The following is a 24,550-nucleotide window of genomic DNA, read 5'->3' as shown; positions in this document are numbered from 1 at the left end:
TCAGGCTGCCTTCTTGCTTTGTGCGCCGGCTACTGCCGCATCCAGCGCTTCAAGGATCTTTCTCGGGGTCAGCGGCGTTTCCTGCAGTTCGACGCCGAAGTCGCGCAAGGCGTCGTTCACCGCGTTGAAGATCGCCGCCGGCGGTGCGATGGCACCGCCCTCGCCCATCCCCTTGGCGCCGAATTCCGTATGCGGCGACGGCGTCTCGAAATGATGGATGCGGATCGACGGAATCTCGGTCGGCCCGGGCAGCATGTAGTCCGCCAGCGTGGAGGCCAGCGGCTGTCCGTTGCCGTCATAGCGCATCTCTTCGAACATCGCGGTGCCGATGCCCTGCGCCACGCCGCCATAGGTCTGGCCCTCGACCACCATCGGATTGATCATGGTGCCGCAGTCTTCCACCACCACGTAGTCCAGGATCTCGACATGGCCGGAATCGATGTCAACTTCCACCGCGACCGCGTGCGTGGCGTAGGTGAAGCTGCCGGTATCGACCGCGGGCTTGAAGCCCATGGTGACCTCCAGCCCTTGCGCATCCACATCGGGCGGCAACAGGTGGGGATTGATGTACCAGGCGTCGGCAATGCGGCCGATATCGATGGCGGCGTCGCTCGCGCGCACCTGGCCGGCGGCGAACGTCACCGCCTCCGCAGGCTGCCCGAGCATATGCGCGCCAATCTTCCGCAGCCGCGGCAGCAGTGCCTTGCATGCCCGCGATACCGCGCCGCCCGACATCACCAGCGAGCGCGAGGCATAGGTGCCGGTGGAGAACGGCGTCAGCCCGGTATCGCCGTGCACCAGCTTGATCCGTCCGATATCGATGCCCAGGATCTCGTGGGCAATCTGCGCGAACGTGGTCTCCATACCCTGGCCATGCGAATGCACGCCGACACGCACTTCGAGCCCGCCGTCCGGCGTGATGCGCACCGTGGCCGAGTCAAAGCCGGGGATCACCGGCGTGCCCCAGGCCGCGAATACCGAGGTGCCATGCGCCGACTGCTCGGTGTAGGTGCCAAAGCCCACGCCGACATAGCGGCTGCCCTGCGGACCCGCCTGCTGCCGCGCGCGGATCGCGGGCAGGTCGATCATCTCCATCGCCTGGCGCACGCTGGCCGGGTAGTCGCCGCCGTCGAAGTGCTTGTTGGTCACGTTGACGTAAGGCATGGCCTGCGGCGGCACCAGGTTTTCAATGCGCACTTCCCACGGCTCGCGCCCCACCTCGCGCGCGATCGCATCGATCATCAGTTCCATGGCGAAGCAGACGCCGGTCCGGGCCACGCCGCGATACGGCACGAAGCCCGGCTTGTTGGTGGCCACGCAAGTGGTTTCGCAGCGGTACCCGTCAAAGGCATAGGGCCCGGGCAGGTTGCCGATCGCCTGGCCTGGCTCGAGCCCGATGGTGAAGGGCCAGACGGAATAGGCCCCGCCGTCGATGGCGATCTTCGCGTCCAGCGCCAGCAGGCGGCCGCGGGCATCAGCATAGGCGGTCAGATCGTAGTGGTGCTCGCGCGAGTTGGCGCCGGCGGTCAGGTGCTCGCGTCGGTCCTCGATAAAGCGGAACGGCCGCTTGTAGGTCAGCGCCAGCCAGGCAATGCAAAGCTCTTCCTGCTGCAGCACGCATTTGTAGCCGAAGGCGCCGCCCACGTCCGGCGAGATCACCCGAACGCGCGCCTGGTCCAGGTCCAGGCAATGACTCAGGATGGTCCGGATCATATGCGGCACCTGGGTGGCGCTGTACACCACCAGCTGGTCGAACTGGTGGTCCCAGTAGGCCAGCACCGCCTTGCCCTCCATCGGCACCATGCACTGGCGCGCCAGGTTGACCTTGCGGTGGACGACGACGGATGCCTCGCGCTGGCGCGCCTCGAAGTTCTTGTCGACATTCAGCGTCAGGAAGGTGTTGTCGCGCCAGTGTTCGTGCACGCGCACCTCGCCGGCGAGCTGGCGGGCCTGCGCCACGTCGGTCAGCGCGGGCAGCTCGTCGAACTCGGCCGCCACCTGCTCGGCGATGTCCTCGGCTTCGGCGCGCGTGGGGGCAAACGCCATGGCAACGGGCTCGCCGACAAAGCGCACCTTGCCGCTGGCCAGCGGCGCCTGCGCCGACGGCTGGTAGGACGGGAACGCCGAATCCGCGACGATGTCCCGCGCCGCCGCCATGTCTTCGCGCACGATCACCGCTTGCGCGTGGCGCGCGGGCTTGGTCACGGACAACAGCCTGGCATGCGCCACGGGGCTGCGCAGGAATGCCACCTCCTGCAGGTCCGGCATGGCAATGTCCGCGACAAAGCGCCCCTTGCCGTGCAGGTGCCTGGCGTCTTCCTTGCGCGCCACCCGGGCTCCCACGCCCTGGCCGCGCCCTGCCTCTGAATGATCCGGTTCCGTCGAACATGTCATGGTTTTGTCCGCCCTGATGACGCCGTCTGATGATTCACGCAAGCGCTCATTCGCGCACCCCGATGGCCGCCAGCCCTTCTGCGCGCGTGGTGACCGTCGCATATTTCTGTTCCATGTCGAACAGGTTGGCTTCGTGCGGTCCAAGCGCCCGGTCGCCGACGCAATCCGACAGCACCAGCGGCCGGAAGCCGTACTGCATGGCGTCCACCACGCTGGCGCGCACGCAGCCGCTGGTCACCGCGCCGGCCACCACCAGCGTGCGCACGCCGCGCTGCGTCAGCCAGGCGGCCAGCGACGTGCCGAAGAATGCCGACGGCACGGTCTTGCGCACCACCAGCTCGCCGGCCCGGGGCGCCAGTTCTTCGACGATGGCGCTGTTGCGCGCGCGCTCCTTCAGCGACAGCATGTTCGGCACCTTCATGGAGAAGATGTTGTGGTCCGATCCGTCGTCTGCAAAGACGATGCGGCTATGCGCAATCGCCCAGCCTTCGCGCCGTGCCACGGCCAGCAGCGGCACGGTGTTGGCGATGGCCTCGCGGATATTGCCGCCGCCGAACACCTCCGGATCGGCAAAGCCGTTGACGAAATCGACCACCAGCAGCCCGAACGGGCCCGCCAGTTCCAGGTCGTTGCCGAAGCCCTGGCGCTGGTACGCGCCGATCTCCTTGTCCATGGCTACTTCTCCTCCGGGTAGCGGAACCCGTCCGTGACCTTGCCGCGGGTCACCACATCCACGCCGTCCAGGCGGACGGTGCAGTTGCGCACGGGAATATCGATATGGCAGGCCGTGGTGCGGCTGCCGCCGGCTTCGTTATTGGGGCCGAGCGAGAACAGGAAGTTGCCCTCGAAGGCGCGCGCGTCCATGCCGATGGTGGCCTCGCGATCGTACAGCCCCAGCGTGGACCAGTGCGCGCGCGGCTGCAGCCCCCAGCCGATATGCGAGATGGCATAGGCCTGCGGGTCGTTGAAGGAGGCCATGTACTCGCTCAGCAGTTCGGCGTGCAGGCCGCCTTCGATGCGCGTGGCGAAGCCGCCCTCCACCGTCAGCGTGACCGGCTCGGTGACGTAGGTCTTCTGCGGCAGCAGGATGTCGCCGCGCTCCAGCACGATGGTGCCGTTGGCAGCGCCTTCGTTGGGCCAGGTCAGCGCGAAACCGCTGGGCCAGTGATCCCAGCGCCCGGGCTCGTCGACAAAACCGTACTCGCTGATGGCCGGGAACTCGCCCAGCGGGCAGCGCAGGTCGGTGCCGGCCGGCGACACCACATGCATTTCCTTTGCGCGGGCGAGCCGCTCGGAGGCGGCCTTGACGCGCTCGCGGTCGGCCTCGCAAGGCACCAGGCGCACCAGCACCTCGGGCGGCTCGACGGCCAGCAGGATCCTGGTGCCGCCCTTCAGGATGTCGTGCTGCTCGGGGGAGAACAGCAGCGTCATCAGGTCCAGCACCAGGTCGCTTTCCCTGAGCGCGGCAATCGCGGCACGGTTGCCCGTGAGCGGGGTCGTGCCCAGGTAGGCCAGCGCGTCGCGGCTCAGCGCCTTCTCGCCGTTGACGGGCGGCAGGTCGAGCCGGTTGACGATGGCACCCATCGCCTGCGTGGCGATCAGCGCGGTGGAGAGCGTCTGCGGGTGGGTAGCGGCACTGGTCAGGATGGTGACGGTCTGTCCCGGCTCCAGCCGGGACAGCTTCAGCACCTTGCGCCAGGCCTCGATCATCTGGTGGTCACTTACCGGCATGTCGGCTCCTTGAGGGTCATCGCGTCAGCGGCGCGCCGAGGAAATCCCCCAGCGCCGCGTAAAAGCCCGCTTCGTCATCCCACGGGATCATGTGGCCGGCGCCGGCAACGTGGCTGACCAGCACCCCCGGCAGCAGCGTGCGGATCTCCGCCACGTCTTCAGCGCGCACCACGTCGCCACGCCCGGCGGTCACCAGCAGCGTCGGCACGGTGACCCGGGGCATGTCCGCATGGATGTCGTCGCGATGGAAATCCTCGAAGCTGCGCACCACGGCGTCTTCGTTGCAGGTATGCAGCCATTCGGCGCGCAGGCGCAGCTGTTCGTCGGTCCAGGTCGGGCAGAAGCGGCGCATGCCTTCCACATCGGTGCCCTGGCGCGACAAGCGGATGGAATCCACATACCACGGCAGTTGCGCGGGATATGCGCGGCGCCCGGGCCCCGACACCGGCGGATCGACCAGCACCAGCCTGGCCAGGCCGTCAGGCCGGCCCGCCGCGGCGCGCACGCCGATGCGCGCGCCCATCGAATGGCCGACCACGCTGTAGCGGCGCAGGCCGAGCGCCTCGGCAAGGGCCACCACGTCGCGGGCCTGGGCGTCGAGGCTGTAGTCCAGCCCGGCCTCGGCCGACGACAGGCCACGCCCGCGCACGTCCAGCACATAGGTATCGAAGCTGGAGCCAAAGCGCTCGCCGACGAAGCCCCAGGTGATTGCCGGGCTGGTGATGCCCGGCACGATGATCACGGGATCGCGCGCGGCGCGTGCGCCGTCACTTCCGCCATAGCGCAGGTAGTGCTGGCGAATGCCGTTGGTATGGACGTGGCCGCCATAAAGGAAGGTGGTCATGGCATGCCCTCAGTAGGCGCCCGACAGCAGCGCGCCGGCGCCAGGCACGACCGGCTCCAGGTCCAGCGCCTTGAGCATGGCGTAGGTGGTGGCGATGGCCGCGGTGATGACCGGCTTGCCCGTCATGGCCTCCACCTTTGCCACGGCCGGCAGCGACGGCATCTGCACGCAGGCCGACAGCACGATCGCATCGACATCCGCCAGGTTCATCTGCGACACGATGCCCGGCAGCCGCGCCGGGTCGTGGCGGCCCACTTCCAGGTTGTCCGGGATCTCCAGCGCGCGGTAGTCCACCACCTCATAGCCTTCGTTGCGGATGTAGTCCACCACCAGCTCTGTCAGCGGCTTCATATACGGCGCCACCACGGCGATACGGCGGGCGCCGATCACGCGCAGCGCATCCACCAGCGCACCGGCACTGGTGATGACCGGTGCGTCGCCGCCATTCTCGATGGTGTGGGCCTTCAGCCGCTGCTCCGACTTGCGGTGATAGCCGTGGCCCATGGCCATGATCGCGACCAGGCAGGCGTAGCCGAGCACGTCGACGCGGGCGTCGCTGAGCTCCACCGCGCAGCGGTCGGATTCGGCATCCATGGCGGCCAGCTCTTCCTTGACCACCTTCTTCATGCGCATGCGGCTGGAGTGGAAGGTAAAGCGCTCGGGGCGGATCTGCTGGCGCGCCAGCAGCATGGCGGGAATCTCGGTTTCCATGGTCGTATTCGAGCTGGGAACGATCTGGCCGATGCGAAAGACTTTTTGCATGAGGGTCCTCGGATTGTACGGTTACAGCTTGAGCAGGCGTTGCGCGTTGCCGTGGCAGACCAGCGCGCGCGTGGTGGCGTCGAGCGGCGCGTCTTCGATGAACTTCGCCGCGGCTTCAGTGGATTCGTACGGATAGTCCACCGAGAACATCACCGCCTCCGGACCAAGTTCCGCAATGGCGCCGGCCAGCGCACCGTGCGAGCACACGCCCGAGGTGGTGATAACGATGTTGGTGCCGATATATTCCGAAGGCGCGCGCGCCAGCCGGACGCCGTGCGAATAGACCGCAAAGCGGCTGTCGAAGCGCCAGCGCTGGTACGGCAGGCCCTCGCCCATATGGCCGAGGATGATCTTCAGACGCGGGAAGCGGTCGAACACGCCGCCGAACAGCAGCCGCAGCGCGTGCGATGCGGTCTCCACGCCCCACCCCCACGCGGCACCGGTCAGCTCGGGGTGGCCGGCCAGGACCTGCGGCTGGATGAACGCATCGGTCGGGTGCAGGTACATGGGCACGTCCAGCGCCTGCATGCGCGCCCAGAAAGCATCGTACGCAGGATCATCGTAGTAGCGCCCATGGGTATGCCCGTTCACCAGCGAGCCCTTGAAACCGAGCTCGCGCACGGCGCGCTCCAGTTCGCACGCGGCCTGCTCCGGGTCATGCATCGGCAGCGCGGCAAAGCCGGCAAAGCGCGTCGGGTGGCGCGCGATCTGCGCGGCCAGGAAGTCATTGCTCTCGCGCGCCCGCGCCACGGCAAGGCCGGCATCGGGCTCGCCCTGCACGCCCGGACCGGTCTGCGACAGCACCGTGATATCGATGCCGGCGCGGTCCATCTCGGCGAGGCGGTCCTCGTCGAAATCGGCGAGGCGGCGGCCCAGCTCGGCAAACACCGCCGGATCGATATGCTGCGTGAACGCCTTGGAATAGACCTGGAATCCCGGCGTCATGAAATGCTCTTCGAGGGCGATCTTCTTCACTTTGGTCATGCTGGTGGGGGCTCCTGATTGGTGAAATCGCTTCGCTGCGGGCGCGTCCTGCATGGCATGCGGCGTGCGCCAATGCAATTACTCAGTACACTGATTAGTTTCGGATTCTAGTCAGCGAAATTCCAAAAGTCTAGAAGCGGCGCGGAGGGTTAACACCTATAACGATGGCCATATACCCTCAGTACACTGAGCCCAGATGCTCAGTATGCTGACGATATTAAAAGACCATTTAAATAGGCGATTTCGGGCACTCCGGCACATTGTGGACTGGCCCACATTTTGCTCAGCATACTGCGCTTCTCATCAGCATACTGACTGATGCACCGGAAGGATGCGGCGCTGCACTACGCGAGGGACCGACAAGCCCTGGCCAGCGGCGCCGGCACCGCCGGGACGAGCAGACATATAGAGACAATAGCTACACCAAAGGACCCCCGCCATGACGATCAGCCTGACTCGCAGCGAGACGCGCGCCCCCGCTTCCGGCATGACTGCCGAGGAACGCAAGGTCATCCTTGCCTCTTCCTTCGGCGCCCTGATGGAGTGGTACGACTTTTACATCTACGCCGCACTGGCGGTGTACTTCGGCGCACTGTTCTTCCCCAAGGGCAATGAGACTGCCGCTTTCCTGGCCAGCCTGGCCACCTTCGGCGCAGGCTTCCTGATACGGCCGGTGGGCGCGCTGCTGTTCGGCCGCCTGGGCGACCTGATCGGGCGCAAGTACACCTTCCTGGTCACCATCCTGCTGATGGGTGTTGCCACCGTCGGCGTCGGCGTGCTGCCCACGTATGAGCAGATCGGCATCACCGCCACCGTGCTGCTGGTGTTGCTGCGGCTGCTGCAAGGCCTGGCGCTGGGCGGCGAGGTCGGCGGCGCGGTCACCTACGTGGCCGAACACTCCCCCGTGCACAAGCGCGGCCTGTACACCAGTTCGCTGCAGACCACGGCAACCCTGGGCCTGCTGTCCTCGTTGCTGGTCGTCTACCTGCTCAAGAGCTTCCTGACCGAGGCCGAATTCCGTGACTGGGGCTGGCGCATTCCGTTCATCGTGTCGCTGGTGATGCTGGTGATCTCGGTCTACATCCGCGGCAAGCTGCACGAATCGCCGGTCTTTGCCCGGATGAAGGCTGCCAACACCACCTCCAAGGCGCCGATCCGCGAGAGTTTCACCAACTGGAAGAACCTCAAGTCCGTGCTGCTGCTGTTCGTGGTGGCGGCGGGCCTGGGCGCCATCTTCGGCACCGGCCACTTCTACTCGATGTTCTTCCTCAACAAGACGCTGCATGTGCCGCTCGAAACGGTCCACATGCTGATCGGGATCGCGCTGGTCGTGGCCACCCCGTGCTACCTGCTGTTCGGCTGGCTGTCCGACCGCATCGGCCGCAAGTACATCATGATGGCCGCCTGCCTGCTGGCGGCGGTGTGCATCCAGCCGGTGTTCAAGGGCCTGACGCACTATGCCAATCCGGCACTCGAGCAGTTCCAGCAGCAAGGCGCCGTGCAGGTGACGGCCGGCGACTGCAAGGCGCGCCTGTTCGGCGAGCCGGTGTCCGCCTGCGACAAGATCCGCGGCTACCTGACCGACCTGGGCGTGGGCTACACCTTCGTGCCGGCCACCAATCCGGCGCAGGCCGAAGTGCGCATCGGCGACCGCACGCTGCAGGGCTTTGACCGCGACGCCATCAAGGGCGCCCTGGTGGCGGCCGGCTGGCCGGAGCGCGCCGACCCCGCGAAGATCAACACGCCGATGGTATTCGTGCTGCTGCTGGTCCCGATCCTGTTCCTGGCCATGGTGTACGGGCCGATGGCGGCCTTCATGGTGGAACTGTTCCCGGCCCGGGTGCGCTACACCTCGCTGTCTCTGCCCTTCCACCTCGGCGCCGGCTGGGTCGGCGGCATGCTGTCCTTCGTGGTCACGGCCATGAACGTGGCCAGCGGCGACGTCTACTTCGGCCTGTGGTACCCGGTGATCATCGCCGGCCTGGCCTTCGTCATCGGCATGCTGTTCGTGCCAGAGACGCGCGGCCGCGACCTGGCCACCTGAACCGCGCAACCGCGCGCGGCTGAAGGGCGGAGAGATCCGCCCTTTTTCCCGGCCAATTATTCAGCATACTGAGTTTATCAGCGGGACCGCGGTGCAGCGATGGCGCCGCGGTCTGCCGACGCAGCCATCGCAATCATTCGAATCCTTCGCGTAGACAACCTGGAGCCCCTGATGTCCACCTCTCGCATCCTCCGCACCCTCGCCGCGTCTTCGGCCCTGCTGGGCATGGCTGCCGCCACGCCCGCACTGGCCGACGCCAACGGCGTGAAGATCGGCGTCATCACCGATATGTCCGGCTCCTATGCCGACCTCTCCGGCAAGGGCTCTGTGCTTGCCGCGCAGATGGCAGTGGAAGAGTTCGGCGGCAAGGCCCTCGGCAAGCCGGTGACAGTGCTTTCCGCCGATCACCAGAACAAGGCGGATATCGCCTCGTCGCTGGCGCGGCGCTGGTTCGATACCGACGGCGTCGACATGGTGATCGACTTCCCCAACTCGTCGACGGCGCTGGCCGTGCAGGAAGTTGCGCGGCAGAAGCAGAAGATCGACATCGTCTCGACCGGCGGCGCCATGGCGCTGACCAACCAGAACTGCTCGCCCACCGGCTTTCATTGGGCCTGGGACACGTATTCGGTGTCGTATCCGCTGGTGCGGCGCATGATCGACCAGGGCCGCAACAGCTGGTACTACATCACCGTGGACTACGCCTTCGGCCAGTCGCTGGAGGCAGATTTCCGCAAGGCCGTGGACGCCGGCGGGGGCAAGAACGTGGGCGCCACCCGGCATCCGCTCAACGCCAGCGATTTCAGCAGCCCGGTGGTCGCCGCCTCGGCTTCCAAGGCCAAGGTCGTGGTGCTGGCCAACGCCGGCAATGACATGATCAACGGCGTCAAGGCGGCCGGCGAATTCGGTCTGATCAAGGCGGGCCAGACGGTGATCACTCCCTCCACCTTCATCACCGATCTCAAGAGCCTGGGCCTGAACGCTGCGCAGGGGCTGACCTATGTCGACCCGTTCAAGCTCGACCTGGATGGCAAGTCGAAGGACTTTGTCGAGCGCTACTACAAGCGCCACAAGGCCTATCCCACGCACGGCCAGATCGGCGTCTATTCCGGCGTGCTGCATTACCTGAAGGCGGTGGAAGCCGCCAAGACCGTGGAAGGCCCGGCCGTGGCGGAAAAGATGCGTGCGCTGCCCGTGAACGATGCCTTTGTGCGCAACGGCAAGGTGCGTGTCGACGGCCGCATGGTGCATGACATGTACCTGGCCCAGGCCAAGACGCCGGCCGAGTCCAGGGGCCCGTGGGACCTGGTCAGGTACATCGGCACGATCCCCGGCGACGAGGCCTTCCGTCCGCTGTCGGCCAGCGAATGCCCCCTGGTAAAGAAGTGAGCGCGCCATGCCTGACACCGATGCAATCCTGCAGACGCGGGGACTGACCAAGGCGTTCAAGGGCTTTACCGCGGTCAGCGATGTCAGCCTGTCCGTGCGGCGGGGCTCGATCCATGCGCTGATCGGCCCCAACGGCGCCGGCAAGACCACCTGCTTCAACCTGCTGACGAAGTTCCTTGCCCCTTCGTCCGGCTCGATCCACTTCAACGGCACCGACATCACCGCGCTGCGGCCGGCCCAGATCGCCCGCATGGGGGTGATCCGCTCGTTCCAGATCTCGGCGGTGTTCCCGCAGCTGACGGTGCTGGAGAACGTGCGCATCGCGCTGCAGCGCAGGCTGGGGACCTCCTGGCATTTCTGGCGCGGCAAGCGTTCCCTGTCGCGACTGGACGCGCGGGCGATGGAGCTGCTGGATGCGGTCGGCCTGGCCGGCTTCGCGCACTTGGGCACGGCCGAGCTGGCCTACGGGCGCAAGCGCGCGCTGGAGCTTGCCACCACGCTGGCGACCGATCCGGAACTGATGCTGCTGGACGAGCCCACGCAGGGGATGGGCCATGAAGACGTGGAGACTGTCACCGCGCTGATCAAGCGCGTCTCCGCCGGGCGCACCGTGCTGATGGTCGAACACAACATGAGTGTGGTGTCGTCCATCGCCGACCGCATCACGGTGCTGCAGCGCGGCGCGGTGCTGGCCGAGGGGACGTATGACGAGATCTCGCGCAATCCGCAGGTAAGGGAAGCCTATATGGGAACCACCGAAGAACCCGAAGACCGCCCCGCAGCCGCGGCGGCGACCACCATGGAGGCATCATGAGCCTGAGTGCCTCCCCTGCCCTCGAACTGCGCGGCCTGCACGCCTGGTACGGCGAGTCGCACATCCTGCATGGCGTGGACCTGGCCGTCAACCCGGGCGAGGTGGTGACACTGCTCGGCCGCAACGGCGCCGGACGCACCACCACGCTGCGCGCCATCATGGGCCTGGTCGGCACGCGCAAGGGTTCGGTGCGCGTGCACGGCCAGGAAACCATCGGCATGAAGACGCACCGCATCGCGCCGCTGGGCCTGGGCTACTGCCCGGAAGAACGCGCGATCTTCGCCAGCCTTTCCTGCGAAGAGAACCTGTTGCTGCCGCCGGTATTCGAAGGCGCTGCGGGTGCCGTGGGACTGCGCGAGCCGATGACACTCGGCGAGATCTACGAGATGTTCCCCAACCTGCATGAGCGGCGCAAGAGCCAGGGCACGCGCATGTCGGGCGGCGAGCAGCAGATGCTGGCAGTGGCGCGCATCCTGCGCACCGGCGCCAGCGTGCTGCTGCTGGACGAGATCTCGGAAGGCCTGGCGCCTGTGATCGTGCAGAAGCTGGCCAGGATGATCGCCATGCTGCGCCGCCGCGGCTACACCATCGTGATGGTGGAGCAGAACTTCCGCTTTGCGGCCCCGCTGGCGGACCGCTTCTTCGTGATGGAGCACGGCCGGATCGTGGAGGCGTTCGCCGCCGATGAGCTCGAACGAAAGATGCCCACGCTCGGCGCATTGCTGGGCGTTTAAGGAGATTTTCCATGGAACTGTTTGGAGTGCCCCTGCCCGCGCTGCTGAGCCAGTTGCTGCTGGGGCTGGTCAACGGATCGTTCTACGCGATCCTGAGCCTAGGGCTGGCCGTGATCTTCGGCCTGCTCAACGTGATCAACTTTGCGCACGGCGCGCTGTTCATGCTCGGCGCGGTGCTGGCCTGGATGGGCCTGAACTACCTCGGGCTGAACTACTGGCTGATGCTGGTGCTGGCACCGGTGGTGGCCGGGGCGCTGGGCGTGGTGCTTGAACGCACCATGCTGCGCCACCTCTACCGCTTCGACCACCTGTACGGGCTGCTGCTGACGCTGGGCATCTGCCTGCTGATCGAAGGCGCGCTGCGCTCGGTCTACGGCGTCTCCGGCCTGCCCTATCCCACGCCGGAAGCATTGTCCGGCGTGAGCCACCTGGGCTTCATGGTGCTGCCCAACTACCGCGCATGGGTGGTGCTGGCGTCGCTGGCGGTGTGCTTTGCCACCTGGTTCATGATCGAGAAGACCCGGCTGGGCGCCTACCTGCGCGCCGGCACGGAGAATCCGCGCATGGTCGAGGCCTTCGGCGTCAACGTGCCGCTGCTGGTGACGCTGACCTACGCTTTCGGCGTGGGCCTGGCGGCGCTGGCGGGCGTACTGGCCGCGCCGGTGATGCAGGTCTCGCCGCTGATGGGCCAGAACCTGATCATCACGGTCTTCGCCGTGGTGGTGATCGGCGGCATGGGTTCGATCCTGGGCTCGATCTTCACCGGCCTTGGGCTGGGTGTCTTCGAGGGCATCACCAAGGTCTACTACCCCGAAGCCTCCGCGACGGTGGTCTTCGTCGCCATGGTGTGCGTGCTGCTGGTGCGCCCCGCCGGGCTATTTGGAAAGGAAAAATGATGGCAAGCGGAAATATGGCAAGCGCAAGGCGCGCAACCTTGGCCTACGGACTGCTGCTGGCGGTCCTGCTGCTCGCGCCCTGGCTGGGCGCCTACCCGGTGCTGGTGATGAAGCTGCTGTGCTTCGCGCTCTTTGCCTGCGCCTTCAACCTGCTGCTGGGCTACACCGGGCTGGTGTCGTTCGGCCATGCGGCCTTCTTCGGCGGCGCCGCCTATGCCTGCGGCTATGCAATGAAGTTCCTGCAGCTGACACCGGAACTGGGCCTGCTGGCCGGCACCGCGTTCGGGGCCCTGCTCGGCCTGGTGTTTGGCGCACTGGCGATACGCAGGCAGGGCATCTACTTCGCCATGATCACGCTGGCGCTGGCGCAGATGTTCTACTTCTTCTGCGTGCAGGCGCCCGCAACCGGTGGCGAAGACGGGCTGCAGGCGGTGCCGCGGGGCGACCTGTTCGGCGTGCTGCCGCTGGCGTCGGACCACACCATGTACTACGTCGTGCTGCTGATCACCGCCGCGGCCTTCCTCGGCATCATGCGCATCGTCAACTCGCCGTTCGGGCAGATCCTGCGCGCGATCAAGGAGAACGAGCCGCGTGCCATCTCGCTGGGCTATGACGCGGACCGCTTCAAGCTGCTGGCGTTCGTGCTGTCATCGGCGCTGGCCGGGCTGGCGGGCGCGCTCAAAACCCTGGTGCTGGGTTTTGCCACGCTCACCGACGTGCACTGGATGATGTCGGGCACGGTCATCCTGATGACCCTGGTCGGCGGCATGGGCACGTTGTCGGGCCCGCTGGTCGGCGCGCTGGTGATCGTGGCACTGGAGAACAAGCTGGGCGATGCCGGCAACGCGCTCGCGGCCATGACCGGCATCGGCTGGTTCGAAGCCCTGGGAGAATCGGTCAGCATGGTGACGGGGCTGATCTTCGTGGTGTGCGTGCTGACGTTCCGCCGCGGCATCATGGGCGAGATCCTGGCTCGCTGGCAGGCCCGCCCGTCGCTGCAGGCCGCGGCCCCCGCGGTCGGAGCGGCCAGGCCCGGCGCGGCCAACCCCGGCCAGGGTTAACCAGAATACTTCGTGCCCAAAACATCAGTACACTGATCTTATATGCTCAGCATACTGACAAATTATATTCACGGAGATCGCCATGGCATGGATTGAAATCGACGCCGCGCACGGCCTGCAGAACGACGAGGTGATGCCGCTCACGCTGGGGGACCGCCAGCTCGCCGTCTATCGCAGCGACGATCAGTACTTCGTCACCGACAACGTCTGCACGCACCAGTACGCGCTGCTGTCCGACGGCTACCTGGAAGACGGCTGCATCGAGTGCCCGCTGCACCAGGCCCGCTTCGACATCCGCTCCGGCAAGGCCATGTGCGCGCCTGCCACCAGCGACATCCGCACCTACCCGGTCAAGTTCGAAGACAGCCGGGTGTGGGTCGAGCTTTGAAGGAGCCGAGCATGCCGCAAGACACGCCCATCCTGATTGTCGGCGCCGGCCAGGCTGGCGCGATGGCCGCTGCCGAACTGCGCAGGCTCGGCCATCGCGGCCGCATCGTCATGGCCGGCGGCGAGCGCCATGCACCGTACGAACGCCCGCCGCTGTCCAAGTCCGTGCTCGCCGACGCCGCGCAGGACGGCAAGATCGGCGTGCACCCCGCCGGCTTCTATGCCGGGCAGGAGATCGAACTGCGGCTTGGCGCCACGGTCACCACGCTGGACCCCGCGCACGGCGTGGCGCACTGCGCCGATGGCGAGGCCATTCGCTACGCCGCCTGCCTGCTCGCCACAGGCGGCAATGCGCGCGTCCTGCCCGCGCTGCCGCCGGGCACGCCCCACGTGCACTACCTGCGCACGCTCGACGACGCCGCCCGCCTGCGCGATGCGATGCAGCGCGCGCGTGAGGTAATTGTGATCGGCGGCGGCTTCCTTGGCCTGGAAACGGCCTCGACCGCGGCCGGCCTCGGCCTCCAGGTCACGCTGATCGAAAGCGCCGACCGGCTGCTCGGCCGCGCGCTGCCGCCTGAGCTTGGCAGCTGGCTGGCGCAGCGCGTGCTTGCGCAAGGCGTTGAGCTGCGGCTCGACTGCGGCATCGCGGCCCTGGTGCCGCAAGCCGATGGCGTGCAGGTCCGGCTTGCGGATGGCGCGGCGTTGCAGGCGCCGCTGGTGGTAGTCGCGATCGGGCTGACGCCCGAGGTGGCGCTTGGCACCGCCGCCGGCCTGGCGCTGGACCCCGCCAACGGCGGCATCCGGGTCGACCAGCAGGGCCGCACCAGCGCGGCCGGCATCTATGCCGCGGGCGACTGCTGCAGCCAGTACCAGCCCCAGTTCGGCGCCCACATGCGGCTGGAATCCTGGCAAAGCGCCAACGAGCAGGCGCGCATCGCCGCCGCGGCCATGCTGGGAGTGCAGGCCGAACCCGCGGCGATGCCGTGGTTCTGGACCGACCAGTTCGGCTGCAACGTGCAGATGCTCGGCGCGGCCACTCCCGATACCCGCTATGCCTGGCGCGGCATCGCCGCCAGCGACGCGCCCTCCCCCAGGTTCATGCTGCTCGGCACCCGGCACGGCCGGCTCAGCCACGCCATTGCCATCAATGCCGGCGGCGACTTGCGGCCGTTGCGCGCGCTCTTCGGCCATGCCGTCGAAGACCTGCTGCCACGGCTGTGCGACGACGCCTTGCCGCTGCGACAGCTGGTGCGCGACCTCCCGACGCCAGCGGCCAGCCCCACTACATTCTGAAAGGACTCCCACATGTACCAGACACAAGCGGTGATCCAGCACACGCTGGGCAAGAAAGACGCCAGCCTGGCCGACTGCCGTTGGCCCGAAGACAGCCTGCACTACATCCCGGACTGGGTCTACACCAGCAAGGAGGTGCATGACCTGGAGCTGCAGAAGATCTTTCGCGGACGCTCCTGGAACTACGTCGCGCTCGAAGCGGAGATCCCCAACGCCGGCGACTACAAGCGCTCCTATGTCGGCGCGACGCCGGTGGTGGTGTCGCGCGCCGAAGACGGCTCGGTCAACGTCTTCGAAAATCGCTGCGCGCACCGCGGCGCCGAATTCTGCCGCCACAGCCAGGGCAATGCGAAGGAATTCGTCTGCCCCTATCACCAATGGTCCTACGACCTCAAGGGCAACCTGCAGGGCGTTCCGTTCAAGCGCGGCGTCAATCGCGCGGGCGGCATGCCCAAGGACTTCCGCAACGAGGACCATGGCCTGGTCAAGCTGAACGTGGCCACGCGCAACGGCGTGGTCTTTGCCTCATACGCGGCTGACATGGAGAGCCTGGAAGACTACCTGACGCCGGAGATCCTCAAGGACTTCGACATCGTCTTCAACGGCAAGCCACTCAAGGTGCTCGGGTACTACAAGAACGAACTCCCGTGCAACTGGAAGATGTACCACGAGAACCTCAAGGACCCGTACCACGCCACGCTGCTGCACTCCTTCCTGGTGGTGTTCGGGCTGCTGGTGGCGGGCAATGAAAGCGCCATGATCGCCGACCCGGTGCACGGGCGGCACGGCACCATGGCGTCGGCGAAAAAGGAAGACAAGTACGCGGCCGTCAGCGACGAGAACAAGAAGGAGATGCGCTCATACCATGAAGGCATGCGCCTGGAAGACGAACGCTTCCTGGAGTATGTGAAAGAGTTCGATTCGCCGTGGTCGGTGACGATGCAGACGATCTGGCCGAACCTGATCGTGCAGCGCGAAATGAACACCCTCGGCGTGCGCCAGATCGTGCCCAACGGCCCGGACAGCATGCTGATGCTGTGGACCATGTTCGGCTACGAGGACGATACCGAGGAGATGACGCAACACCGCCTGCGCCAAGGCAACCTGATGGGCCCCGCAGGTTTCCTGGGGCTGGAGGACAACGAGGCGATGAAGTTCGTGCAGGAAGGCGTGCGGCGCTCCAGCAGCGACCTCAACGTGCTCAAGCTCGATCCCGGCCAGATCGGCACATCCAGCTCCCTGATCTCCGAATCCGCCATCCGCGCGATGTACCAGTATTACCGCGGCGTGATGGGGTTCTGAAGGACCAAACAACGGGATTTCCCGAACATGAAACCGATGAACTACTCCCTGTATCGCGAAAGCGCGCTCGGTGCCGCACGCGCCATCGAGCTGCGCCTGGAGATCGACGCCTTCCACGCAGACTACTGCGCCGTGCTCGACGCCGGCCTGGTCGAGCAATGGCCCCGCTTCTTCACCGAAGACGCCCTCTACCGGATCACCGCGCGCGAGAACGCCGAACGCGGGCTGCCGGTGGGGCTGGTCTATGCGGAGGGCATCGGCATGATGCGCGACCGCGCCTCAGCCATTGCCAATACCCAGATGTTCGCGCCGCGCTACAACCTGCACCTGGTGACCAACACGCGCGTCAGCGACGAAACCGCGGACGGCGATATCCTGGCACAGGCCAACTACATGCTGCTGCAAACGCTGGTGGAGGGCCCCACCACGATCCACCTGGCGGGAACCTACTACGACCGGTTCCGACGCCAGGGTGGCAGGCTGCTGCTGCGCGAGCGGCAGGTCGTCTACGATACCACCATCATCGCCAACGACCTGGTCTACCCGGTCTAGGCCACTTTCCCGCGGCGGGCCTTGCGCCCGCCGTCGGGCTTACATGCTGCGCAGCACGGTGCGGCTGTACTGGTTGTTGGCTTCCACCAGCGTCGCCAGCAGGTCCATGAACACTTCGCGCTGAGCGGGCTTCAGCGGCGCCAGCATGCGCTCCTGCGCACGCGCCATGTCGGCACGCAGCGCCGTAACCACGCTCTTGCCTTCCCGCGTCAGGTAGACATGGCGGGTGCGCCGGTCGGCGGGGTTGTCGCGGCGCTCTACCAGCCCGCGCTCCTCGAGGCGGCGCACGACGTCGGCGGTCGTGGTCCGGTCCAGGCCGACCTCCTGCCCGAGCGAAGTCTGGTCCAGTCCCGGCAGCACCGACAGCACCGTCAGGATGGCATATTGCACGGGCGTGATATTGGGCGACTTGCACTCCTCGAAGAACATCGCGACGTGGATCTGGTGCAAGCGCCGCACCAGGAACCCCGGACGGGCCCAGAGCAATTCCTTTGCCGGATCGGCATCCGCCACCTCATTGCTGCCGCTCGTTGGGTTGCGTTTCGCTCTCGCAGACATCGCTCTCACCATTTTGTATGCACACTGACAGTATATATGAGGCAGGCGAGAGCGAGCCGCCTTGCGGTGCCAGGTTCAGCGTGCACCAGCAGCAACCAGGATTTGCTCGATCTGCGTATAGCCGCGCTGGCGCGCATGCTGCAGCGGCGTGACGCCGTCGCCGTCGGCCAGGTTCACGTCGGCGCCCGCCTTGACCAGCAGGCGCACGATCTCGGCATGGGCCTGCCCGCCGTTGCCAAGGATGATGGCCTCTAGCAAGGCTGTCCACTTGAGCTTGTTGACATGGTTCACCGCCACGCCGGCCGCGATCAGCGTGCGCACGGTCTCGACATGGCCGCGCTCGGCGGCGGGAATCAGCGCGGTGCCGCCGTAGCGGTTGGTGCTGCGCAGGTCCGCGCCGTGGGCCAGCGTCAGGCGCAGGATCTCGTTGTAGCCGCGCGCGCCGGCGTACAGGTAGGGGCTGTCGTGGATGGCATCCTTCGCATTCACGTCGGCGCCGGCATCGATCAGGACCCTGGCCGCCTGCACGCGGTTGTGGTGCGTGGCCAGCAGCAGCGCCGTGCGTCCCTGCGCATCGCGGTCATCGATGCTGGCGCCCTGGCCAAGCAGTGCGGTGACCTGCGCGGCGTTGCCGCTGGCCGCCGCCTCGCGCAGTTGTTGTTCGGGCGGGCCGCCGGCGGCGGCCGTGGTGGGTGTCAGCATGGCAATGACCAGGGCAAGGCAGATGGACAGGCGCGCCGCCAGCATGTTCTTTCCTCCGTGCGGATGCGTCAGGTGTAAGGGGATATCGATGCGGTCCGGCGCATTCTGTCATGCCGGCCACGCCGCGCGAAGTTAAGGATTCGAATGCGCGCCAGTGCCATCGCCAATAGCCGGTGCTGCACGCGCACGGCCCAAATACGCCTTATAACAACCGACGCCACCATGCCGGCGCGCGCTGGCCTATATTCCCGAGGCCCGAACCATCGTCCGCCTGCACGGGCCAGGCCTCAATGGAGACAACGCGTGTCCACGACAGAAGCCTATCTGCTTGATTCCATCCGCCTCGCCATGGAGAACGTGCGCGAACGCAATACCTGGCCCTTTGGCGCCGTGGTCGTCAGGGACGGCGAGGTGCTGGCCCGCGCGGTAAACGAGGTGGAGGCCAACTGCGACCCGAGCGCACACGCCGAAATGCAGGCGGTGCGTGCCGCCAGCCGGGCGCTGGGCAAGCCGGACCTGAGCGGCTGCACGGTGTACGCCAGCGGCTACCCCTGCTCGATGTGCCTGTCGGCGATGTACCTGGCCGGCGTGAAGGCGGTCTACTATGCCTACTCCAATGAAGACGGCGAACCCTACGACCTGTCCGCCGAGCGCGGCTATAGCGAGCTGGCCCGGCCGCTGGAGCAAAGGGAGATGACGCTGGCCTACGTGCCGGCGCGCGACGAGGGCATCGACCTGTACGAGGCGTGGCGCGAGCAGCAGGACCGATAGACGCCACCATGCGGCGCAAGCGGTGCAGCCGGTGCAAGGGGCGGGAGGCTGCCGCCCCGATTGCACGGCATCGGCATGGCCATCACATTGTCATCGTGACAGGTTAATAGTGAATCACGATGACGGCGGTGCGACGCCCGGTCACATGTAACGGTGAGCCGTTGCACGGAACCGCGTGCCGCCGGCCTCGTCAAACGAATTAGTCGCCGGAGACAGGATGCCGCGCTGCAGCATTTCACCGCGGTGCAGCACATGCACGCGGCATGTGCCGCATCGTCTCCAGGACTTTTTTTCTTCTTCCCGCGCCGGCGCTGCTGCGCCGCGCAGACTCCCAGCAAACGCCCCCCTCTAGCCAAGGAGACGAACGTGCTGAGCCCGCATGAACTTGCCACACTGCTATTGTTGAGCGATGGTCCGGATTCCCTCGATTCCAGCGATTCCCGCCAGATCGATCCCATCGACCTGAAGGCACTGGTCGAAAAACAACTTGTACAACTTGAGGTCCTGCACGGCTGCCGGCAGGAGCCGCGCATCACCAGCCACGGCTACTCGATGCTCAAGGCAATGGGGCGCTGACGCCCCGGAGCCAGCCCGGCAGCACCACGCGCCGCAAGGCGCACCCGGAACACCACGGAGCCCACGATGACGGTGCGCCCAGCAATTGGCGCCGACAGCGCGGCAGATACCGACTCGGCGCGCCGCCGCTTCCTGCATGAGCTGGGAGGCCTGCTTGCCGCGGCCGGCATCGCGCCCGCCACGGCAGCAGCCACCCCTGCCGCCTGCCTGCTGACGCCTGCCGCCACCGAAGGCCCCTTCTACCTTGACGACGCCCTGGTGCGCGCCGACATCCGCGACGACCGGCCCGGCCAGCCCTTGCGGCTGCGCATCCGGGTGGTGGACGCGGGGCGCGGCTGCACACCGGTGCCGGGTGCGCTGGTCAGCATCTGGCACTGCGATGCCGACGGCAGCTACAGCGGCGAGGGCCGCGGCAACCGCCAGGCGCGCTTCCTGCGCGGCGTCCAGCCCACCAGCCAGGACGGCGTGGCCACGTTCATGTCGATCTATCCCGGCTGGTACGCGCCGCGCGCCATCCATATCCACTTCAAGGTGCTGCTCGGGCGGTCGGAAGCCCTGACCAGCCAGCTGTACTTCAGCGATACCCTGAACCGCGAAGTGCTGGGCAGCCACCCGGCCTACCGCGCGCGCGGCGTGCCGTCGCGCGCCACCACGCAGGACCCGATCGCAGGATCCCACCCGAACCAGATGCGCGTGCGCCAGGCCGCCGATGCAGCGGGGCTGCTGGAGGCCGAGTTCACGGTTGGCATCGCCCGCACCTGAGCCGCCCAGTCCCAAATCCGCGGCATCGGCCGGCTCCGCCACAAAGTGCGCAGGCCCACACCGCGCGGGTAATCCCTAGATTGTGGTTCCCTGTCCCTTTCCTACCATGAAGGGAATCACGGGCCACCTGCACGCCCGTCCCTGCCGCGCGGCCACTGGCCCGGCATGCTCCAGATTTCCCGACTTTTCCGATGTTCGCGTCAGTGGCGAGTTGTCTCGGCCCCCGTGGCCGGCGCTCGTGGGTAGTCACACACACAGCAAATGGAGGCGGTCATGGCATCCAGGACAAGGAAAGCAGGCGCGGCAAAACCTGAAACGGAAACCAAGCCAGGCGTTTCCCGGCGCGGCTTCCTTGGCGGGGCCGCCGGTGCGGCCGCGGGCGCCGCGGCAATGGGCTTCCCGGCCATCGTCAAGGCGCAAGGCCCGGTCACGATGCGCTGGCAGAGCACCTGGCCCACCAAGGACATCTTCCATGAGTTCGCCGGCGACTTCGTCACCAAGGTGAACGACATGTCGGGCGGCGACCTGAAGATCGAGCTGCTGCCCGCGGGCGCGGTGGTCAAGGCCTTCGACCTGATCGACGCGGTCAGCAAGGGCACGCTGGACGGCGGCCATGGCGTGATCGCGTACTGGTACGGCAAGAACTCGGCGCTGGCGCTGTGGGGCTCGGGCCCGGCCTGGGGCATGGACCCGATCATGCTGCTGGCCTGGCACAAGTACGGCGGCGGCAAGGAGCTGCAGCAGGAGATCTACCGCAGCCTGAACCTGGACGTGGTGTCGTTCCTGTATGGCCCGATGCCGACCCAGCCGCTGGGCTGGTTCAAGAAGCCCATCACCAAGCCGGAAGACTTCAAGGGGTTGAAGTTCCGCACGGTGGGGCTGTCGATCGACATCTTCACCGGCCTGGGCGCCGCGGTGAACGCGCTGCCGGGCGCGGAGATCGTGCCGGCGCTGGACCGCGGGCTGCTCGATGCGGCCGAGTTCAACAACGCCAGCTCCGACCGCGCGCTGGGCTTCCAGGACGTGTCCAAGATCTGCATGCTGCGCAGCTTCCACCAGCCCTCGGAGCAGTTCGAGATCCTGTTCAACCGGAAGCGCTATGACGCGCTGCCGGCCAAGCTCAAGGCGCTGATCGCCAACGCGGTCGAGGCTGCATCCGCGGATATGTCGATGAAGGCGATCGACCGCTATTCGAAGGACTATCAGGCGCTGCAGAAGCAAGGCGTGAAGTTCTACGCCACCCCCAACTCGGTGCTGCAGGCGCAGCTGAAGGTATGGGATGAGATCGTGGCGCGCAAGGAAAAAGAAAACCCGATGTTCAAGAAGGTCAATGATTCGATGAAGGCCTTCGCTGAGCGCTCCACCCGCTGGCAGAACGACACCAACGTCGACTACCGGCTGGCATCCAGCCACTACTTCTCCAAGCGCAGCTAAGCCGCGCCGGGACGCACGCCGTGCAACGCCTGCTGCTGGGCATCGACTGGCTCAGCACCTTCATTGGCCAGGCCGCCTCGTGGCTGATCATCGGGCTCACGCTGATGATCAGCTACGAGGTGTTCTCGCGCTATGCCCTGGGCACGCCGCACGCCTGGGTGTTTGATGCCAGCAATATGCTGTACGGCACGATGTTCATGCTGGCCGGCGCCTACACGTTGGCCAAGCGCGGCCATGTGCGCGGCGACATCCTGTACGGCTTCCTGTCGCCGCGGATGCAGGCGAGCATCGACCTGGTGCTCTACCTGGTCTTCTTCTTCCCCGGCGTGATCGCGCTGGCCTGGGCCGGCATCGATTTCTTCGAGGTCTCGCTGGCGCAGAACGAACACTCCTCCATCGCCGCCGAAGGCCCGCCCATCTACCCGTTCAAGGCGGTCATTCCCGTGGCCGGCGCGCTGTTGCTGCTGCAGGGCGTGGCCGAGACCATCCGCTGCATTCTGTGCCTGAAGAGCGGGCACTGGCCGCTGCGCGAGGGCGACGTCGAGGAAGTCGATGTCGAGCAGCTCAAGGAGATGGTGCAAGGCACCCCTACCGCTGAGCTGGCCGAGTCCCCGCCACCCCGCGACGACCAGCCTGGAGCCGGGCGATGAGGAAGGAACTGTGGTTCGGCGCTTCCCTGATGGTGCTGATCGTCGGCGCTGTGGCCTGGTTCATGCCCGCGCCGGCGGACTGGACCAACGGGCATCTCGGCCTGCTGATGCTGGCGCTGATCGTGGTGGCGATCATGCTGGGCTTCCCCACCGCGTTCACGCTGATGGGCATGGGCGTGCTGTTCGCCTGGCTGGCATATCGCGATGCCAACCCGGAGATCGCGGTGCAGCAGACGCTGGACCTGATGGTGCAGCGGGCCTATGCCGTCATGACCAACGACGTGCTGATCTCGATCCCGCTGTTCGTGTTCATGGGCTACCTGGTCGAGCGCTCCAACCTGATCGAGAAGCTCTTCCGCAGCCTGCACCTCGCGCTGGCGTGGATTCCCGGCTCGCTCGCGGTCGCCACGCTGGTGACCTGCGCGATCTTCGCGACCGCCACCGGCATCGTCGGCGCCGTGGTCACGCTGATGGGGCTGCTGGCCTTCCCCGCCATGCTGCGCGCGGGCTACAACACGTCGCTGTCGGCCGGCGCGGTCACCGCGGGCGGCTGCCTGGGCATCCTGATCCCGCCGTCGGTGCTGCTGATCGTCTACGGCGCCACCGCGGGCGTGTCGGTGGTGCAGCTCTATGCGGGGGCGTTCTTCCCGGGGCTGATGCTGACCGGTCTCTATATTGTCTACATCCTGATCCTGGCCAAGCTCAAGCCTGCGCTGGCGCCGCCGCTGCCGGAAGCCGAGCGGGTGGTGCCGCTGCCGCCGGTGGCGCGCACGCTGGAAGCCCGCGGCGCCACCCATGCCTTGCCTGCGCTCGGTGCCGGCCTGATGCGCGCGCTCAAGGGCCCGCGCAACGCCGACCTGCCGACGGCAGTGTTCGCGCGCCAGCTGGGCATCGTGCTGCTGCCAGCGATCGCCGTCGTGTTGGTGATGGGAACGATATACGGCGCGGTCACCGCGCCCGCCGCCAGCGTCGCGGTGGAAGCACCGCTGTCGCTGGGCGGCGCCGAGGAACGCAGCGCGGCACTCGACGACCTGCAGGCACCGCCGGTGGAAGAATCCGCTGCGCCCGCCGCACCGGCCGCCCCCGCCGCTGCTACCCCTGCACCCACGACCGCAGCGCAAGCCGGGGCGCAGCCAGCGCCGGCGGCGGCTGCGGTATCTGCACCCCGCTGGTTCTGGATCACGCTGGCGGCGGTGGCGGCGGTGCTGGTGTACTTCTACTGGCGCTTCAGCTTCGCGCGGCTGGAAATCTTCAAGATGCTGCTGTCGTCGTTCTTCCCGCTGGCGCTGCTGATCCTGGCGGTGCTGGGCTCGATCGTGTTCGGGCTGGCCACGCCGACCGAGGCCGCGGCGGTGGGCTCGCTCGGCGGCGCGCTGCTGGCGGCCGCGTACCGGCAGCTGAACTTCCGCGTGGTCAAGGAATCGGTGCTGCTGACGGCCAAGACCAGCGCCATGGTGTGCTGGCTGTTCGTGGGCTCGTCGATCTTCTCGGCCGCGTTCGCGCTGCTGGGCGGGCAGGCGCTGGTCGAGCAATGGGTGCTGTCGCTGGACCTGTCGCCGGTGCAGTTCATGATCCTGGCCCAGTTGATCATCTTCCTGCTCGGCTGGCCGCTGGAATGGACCGAGATCATCATCATCTTCATGCCGATCTTTATCCCGTTGCTGGACAACTTCGGCATTGACCCGCTGTTCTTCGGGCTGCTGGTGGCACTGAACCTGCAGACCGCCTTCCTGTCGCCGCCGGTAGCGATGGCCGCGTTCTACCTGAAGGGCGTGGCGCCGCCGCATGTCACGCTGAACCAGATCTTCCTCGGCATGCTGCCGTTCATGGGCATCCAGCTGATTGCGCTGGTGCTGCTCTACGTCTTCCCCGGCATCGGCCTCTGGCTGCCCACGGTGCTGTACCGCTGA

The 24,550-nt window shown here is 66.7% G+C and carries 24 protein-coding genes; 16 read left to right on the top strand and 8 right to left on the bottom strand.

Features of this window, described 5'->3' with window-relative positions:
• Genes ACW4E8_RS33900 through ACW4E8_RS33875 form a run of 6 tightly spaced genes read right to left on the bottom strand, consistent with a single transcriptional unit; the run spans position 1 to position 6,715 of the window.
• Positions 1–2,394, bottom strand: coding sequence for a xanthine dehydrogenase family protein molybdopterin-binding subunit (locus ACW4E8_RS33900; RefSeq protein WP_456808503.1), 2,394 nt, complete (start codon positions 2,392–2,394; stop codon positions 1–3).
• Between the two features lie 46 nt (positions 2,395–2,440).
• Positions 2,441–3,067 (bottom strand): N-carbamoylsarcosine amidohydrolase, encoded by a 627-nt coding sequence (locus ACW4E8_RS33895; protein WP_456808502.1) that lies wholly within the window; start codon positions 3,065–3,067, stop codon positions 2,441–2,443.
• 2 nt (positions 3,068–3,069) lie between these two features.
• On the bottom strand, positions 3,070–4,125 hold the full coding sequence (locus ACW4E8_RS33890; RefSeq protein WP_456808501.1) for a 2,5-dihydroxypyridine 5,6-dioxygenase: 1,056 nt from the start codon (positions 4,123–4,125) through the stop codon (positions 3,070–3,072).
• A 16-nt stretch (positions 4,126–4,141) separates the two neighbouring features.
• Positions 4,142–4,969 carry an alpha/beta fold hydrolase gene (locus ACW4E8_RS33885; protein ID WP_456808500.1) on the bottom strand — a complete coding sequence of 276 codons (828 nt, stop codon included), beginning with the start codon at positions 4,967–4,969 and terminating at the stop codon, positions 4,142–4,144.
• A 9-nt stretch (positions 4,970–4,978) separates the two neighbouring features.
• A complete protein-coding gene (locus ACW4E8_RS33880; RefSeq protein WP_035819453.1) occupies positions 4,979–5,731 on the bottom strand; it encodes a maleate cis-trans isomerase family protein in 753 nt (250 codons plus the stop codon).
• Between the two features lie 21 nt (positions 5,732–5,752).
• Positions 5,753–6,715: an amidohydrolase family protein gene (locus ACW4E8_RS33875; RefSeq protein WP_456808499.1), complete on the bottom strand. Its 963-nt coding sequence runs from the start codon at positions 6,713–6,715 to the stop codon at positions 5,753–5,755.
• Positions 6,716–7,154: 439 nt separating this feature from the next.
• On the opposite strand from ACW4E8_RS33875, the gene ACW4E8_RS33870 reads away from it, so the two are divergent.
• The 10 genes from ACW4E8_RS33870 (at position 7,155) to ACW4E8_RS33825 (ending at position 17,187) form a co-directional block, all read left to right on the top strand.
• A complete protein-coding gene (locus ACW4E8_RS33870; RefSeq protein ID WP_456808498.1) occupies positions 7,155–8,759 on the top strand; it encodes an MFS transporter in 1,605 nt (534 codons plus the stop codon).
• Between the two features lie 171 nt (positions 8,760–8,930).
• A complete protein-coding gene (locus tag ACW4E8_RS33865; protein WP_456808497.1) occupies positions 8,931–10,148 on the top strand; it encodes an ABC transporter substrate-binding protein in 1,218 nt (405 codons plus the stop codon).
• Between the two features lie 7 nt (positions 10,149–10,155).
• Positions 10,156–10,962, top strand: a complete 807-nt coding sequence (locus ACW4E8_RS33860; RefSeq protein WP_456808496.1) for an ABC transporter ATP-binding protein — start codon at positions 10,156–10,158, stop codon at positions 10,960–10,962.
• The gene (locus tag ACW4E8_RS33855) at positions 10,959–11,696 is read left to right on the top strand and encodes an ABC transporter ATP-binding protein (RefSeq protein WP_456808495.1); all 738 of its coding nucleotides are present in this window, start codon (positions 10,959–10,961) and stop codon (positions 11,694–11,696) included. The genes ACW4E8_RS33860 and ACW4E8_RS33855 overlap by 4 nt, the downstream gene beginning before the upstream one ends.
• Positions 11,697–11,707: 11 nt before the next feature.
• A complete protein-coding gene (locus ACW4E8_RS33850; protein WP_013952436.1) occupies positions 11,708–12,592 on the top strand; it encodes a branched-chain amino acid ABC transporter permease in 885 nt (294 codons plus the stop codon).
• 14 nt (positions 12,593–12,606) lie between these two features.
• Positions 12,607–13,653, top strand: a complete 1,047-nt coding sequence (locus ACW4E8_RS33845; RefSeq protein WP_456808494.1) for a branched-chain amino acid ABC transporter permease — start codon at positions 12,607–12,609, stop codon at positions 13,651–13,653.
• A gap of 82 nt (positions 13,654–13,735) precedes the next feature.
• The gene (locus tag ACW4E8_RS33840; RefSeq protein ID WP_013952434.1) at positions 13,736–14,041 is read left to right on the top strand and encodes a non-heme iron oxygenase ferredoxin subunit; all 306 of its coding nucleotides are present in this window, start codon (positions 13,736–13,738) and stop codon (positions 14,039–14,041) included.
• Between the two features lie 11 nt (positions 14,042–14,052).
• The gene (locus tag ACW4E8_RS33835) at positions 14,053–15,333 is read left to right on the top strand and encodes an NAD(P)/FAD-dependent oxidoreductase (RefSeq protein ID WP_456808493.1); all 1,281 of its coding nucleotides are present in this window, start codon (positions 14,053–14,055) and stop codon (positions 15,331–15,333) included.
• A 12-nt stretch (positions 15,334–15,345) separates the two neighbouring features.
• The gene (locus ACW4E8_RS33830) at positions 15,346–16,635 is read left to right on the top strand and encodes a Rieske 2Fe-2S domain-containing protein (RefSeq protein WP_456808492.1); all 1,290 of its coding nucleotides are present in this window, start codon (positions 15,346–15,348) and stop codon (positions 16,633–16,635) included.
• A gap of 36 nt (positions 16,636–16,671) precedes the next feature.
• A complete protein-coding gene (locus ACW4E8_RS33825; RefSeq protein WP_456808491.1) occupies positions 16,672–17,187 on the top strand; it encodes an aromatic-ring-hydroxylating dioxygenase subunit beta in 516 nt (171 codons plus the stop codon).
• Between the two features lie 39 nt (positions 17,188–17,226).
• On the opposite strand, the gene ACW4E8_RS33820 is transcribed toward ACW4E8_RS33825, so the two are convergent.
• Positions 17,227–17,745: a MarR family winged helix-turn-helix transcriptional regulator gene (locus tag ACW4E8_RS33820; protein ID WP_456808490.1), complete on the bottom strand. Its 519-nt coding sequence runs from the start codon at positions 17,743–17,745 to the stop codon at positions 17,227–17,229.
• A 75-nt stretch (positions 17,746–17,820) separates the two neighbouring features.
• Positions 17,821–18,492 carry an ankyrin repeat domain-containing protein gene (locus ACW4E8_RS33815; protein ID WP_456808489.1) on the bottom strand — a complete coding sequence of 224 codons (672 nt, stop codon included), beginning with the start codon at positions 18,490–18,492 and terminating at the stop codon, positions 17,821–17,823.
• A gap of 258 nt (positions 18,493–18,750) precedes the next feature.
• On the opposite strand from ACW4E8_RS33815, the gene ACW4E8_RS33810 reads away from it, so the two are divergent.
• From ACW4E8_RS33810 to ACW4E8_RS33785, 6 genes are all read left to right on the top strand, one after another.
• Complete coding sequence (locus ACW4E8_RS33810; RefSeq protein ID WP_456808488.1) at positions 18,751–19,218, top strand: nucleoside deaminase; 468 nt, start codon at positions 18,751–18,753, stop codon at positions 19,216–19,218.
• Between the two features lie 366 nt (positions 19,219–19,584).
• On the top strand, positions 19,585–19,794 hold the full coding sequence (locus ACW4E8_RS33805) for a hypothetical protein (protein ID WP_456808487.1): 210 nt from the start codon (positions 19,585–19,587) through the stop codon (positions 19,792–19,794).
• Between the two features lie 66 nt (positions 19,795–19,860).
• Positions 19,861–20,556: an intradiol ring-cleavage dioxygenase gene (locus ACW4E8_RS33800; protein WP_456808486.1), complete on the top strand. Its 696-nt coding sequence runs from the start codon at positions 19,861–19,863 to the stop codon at positions 20,554–20,556.
• Between the two features lie 390 nt (positions 20,557–20,946).
• Complete coding sequence (locus ACW4E8_RS33795) at positions 20,947–21,990, top strand: TRAP transporter substrate-binding protein (RefSeq protein WP_456808533.1); 1,044 nt, start codon at positions 20,947–20,949, stop codon at positions 21,988–21,990.
• A 20-nt stretch (positions 21,991–22,010) separates the two neighbouring features.
• Complete coding sequence (locus tag ACW4E8_RS33790; RefSeq protein ID WP_456808485.1) at positions 22,011–22,640, top strand: TRAP transporter small permease subunit; 630 nt, start codon at positions 22,011–22,013, stop codon at positions 22,638–22,640.
• Positions 22,637–24,550 carry a TRAP transporter large permease gene (locus ACW4E8_RS33785; protein ID WP_456808484.1) on the top strand — a complete coding sequence of 638 codons (1,914 nt, stop codon included), beginning with the start codon at positions 22,637–22,639 and terminating at the stop codon, positions 24,548–24,550. Before ACW4E8_RS33790 ends, ACW4E8_RS33785 begins: the two co-directional genes overlap by 4 nt.

It is taken from the genome of Cupriavidus sp. CP313, from assembly GCF_054072015.1.
This window is presented reverse-complemented; position numbering and strand designations above follow the sequence as displayed.

Coding starts and splice junctions, on each gene's coding strand:
- ACW4E8_RS33865 (WP_456808497.1), top strand. CDS start 8,931: ATGTCCACCTCTCGCATCCTCCGCACCCTCGCCGCGTCTTCGGCCCTG.
- ACW4E8_RS33860 (WP_456808496.1), top strand. CDS start 10,156: ATGCCTGACACCGATGCAATCCTGCAGACGCGGGGACTGACCAAGGCG.
- ACW4E8_RS33815 (WP_456808489.1), bottom strand. CDS start 18,492: ATGCTGGCGGCGCGCCTGTCCATCTGCCTTGCCCTGGTCATTGCCATG.
- ACW4E8_RS33890 (WP_456808501.1), bottom strand. CDS start 4,125: ATGCCGGTAAGTGACCACCAGATGATCGAGGCCTGGCGCAAGGTGCTG.
- ACW4E8_RS33885 (WP_456808500.1), bottom strand. CDS start 4,969: ATGACCACCTTCCTTTATGGCGGCCACGTCCATACCAACGGCATTCGC.
- ACW4E8_RS33845 (WP_456808494.1), top strand. CDS start 12,607: ATGGCAAGCGCAAGGCGCGCAACCTTGGCCTACGGACTGCTGCTGGCG.
- ACW4E8_RS33870 (WP_456808498.1), top strand. CDS start 7,155: ATGACGATCAGCCTGACTCGCAGCGAGACGCGCGCCCCCGCTTCCGGC.
- ACW4E8_RS33785 (WP_456808484.1), top strand. CDS start 22,637: ATGAGGAAGGAACTGTGGTTCGGCGCTTCCCTGATGGTGCTGATCGTC.
- ACW4E8_RS33830 (WP_456808492.1), top strand. CDS start 15,346: ATGTACCAGACACAAGCGGTGATCCAGCACACGCTGGGCAAGAAAGAC.
- ACW4E8_RS33880 (WP_035819453.1), bottom strand. CDS start 5,731: ATGCAAAAAGTCTTTCGCATCGGCCAGATCGTTCCCAGCTCGAATACG.
- ACW4E8_RS33825 (WP_456808491.1), top strand. CDS start 16,672: ATGAACTACTCCCTGTATCGCGAAAGCGCGCTCGGTGCCGCACGCGCC.
- ACW4E8_RS33895 (WP_456808502.1), bottom strand. CDS start 3,067: ATGGACAAGGAGATCGGCGCGTACCAGCGCCAGGGCTTCGGCAACGAC.
- ACW4E8_RS33840 (WP_013952434.1), top strand. CDS start 13,736: ATGGCATGGATTGAAATCGACGCCGCGCACGGCCTGCAGAACGACGAG.
- ACW4E8_RS33850 (WP_013952436.1), top strand. CDS start 11,708: ATGGAACTGTTTGGAGTGCCCCTGCCCGCGCTGCTGAGCCAGTTGCTG.
- ACW4E8_RS33820 (WP_456808490.1), bottom strand. CDS start 17,745: ATGTCTGCGAGAGCGAAACGCAACCCAACGAGCGGCAGCAATGAGGTG.
- ACW4E8_RS33795 (WP_456808533.1), top strand. CDS start 20,947: ATGGGCTTCCCGGCCATCGTCAAGGCGCAAGGCCCGGTCACGATGCGC.
- ACW4E8_RS33875 (WP_456808499.1), bottom strand. CDS start 6,715: ATGACCAAAGTGAAGAAGATCGCCCTCGAAGAGCATTTCATGACGCCG.
- ACW4E8_RS33835 (WP_456808493.1), top strand. CDS start 14,053: ATGCCGCAAGACACGCCCATCCTGATTGTCGGCGCCGGCCAGGCTGGC.
- ACW4E8_RS33800 (WP_456808486.1), top strand. CDS start 19,861: ATGACGGTGCGCCCAGCAATTGGCGCCGACAGCGCGGCAGATACCGAC.
- ACW4E8_RS33900 (WP_456808503.1), bottom strand. CDS start 2,394: ATGACATGTTCGACGGAACCGGATCATTCAGAGGCAGGGCGCGGCCAG.
- ACW4E8_RS33855 (WP_456808495.1), top strand. CDS start 10,959: ATGAGCCTGAGTGCCTCCCCTGCCCTCGAACTGCGCGGCCTGCACGCC.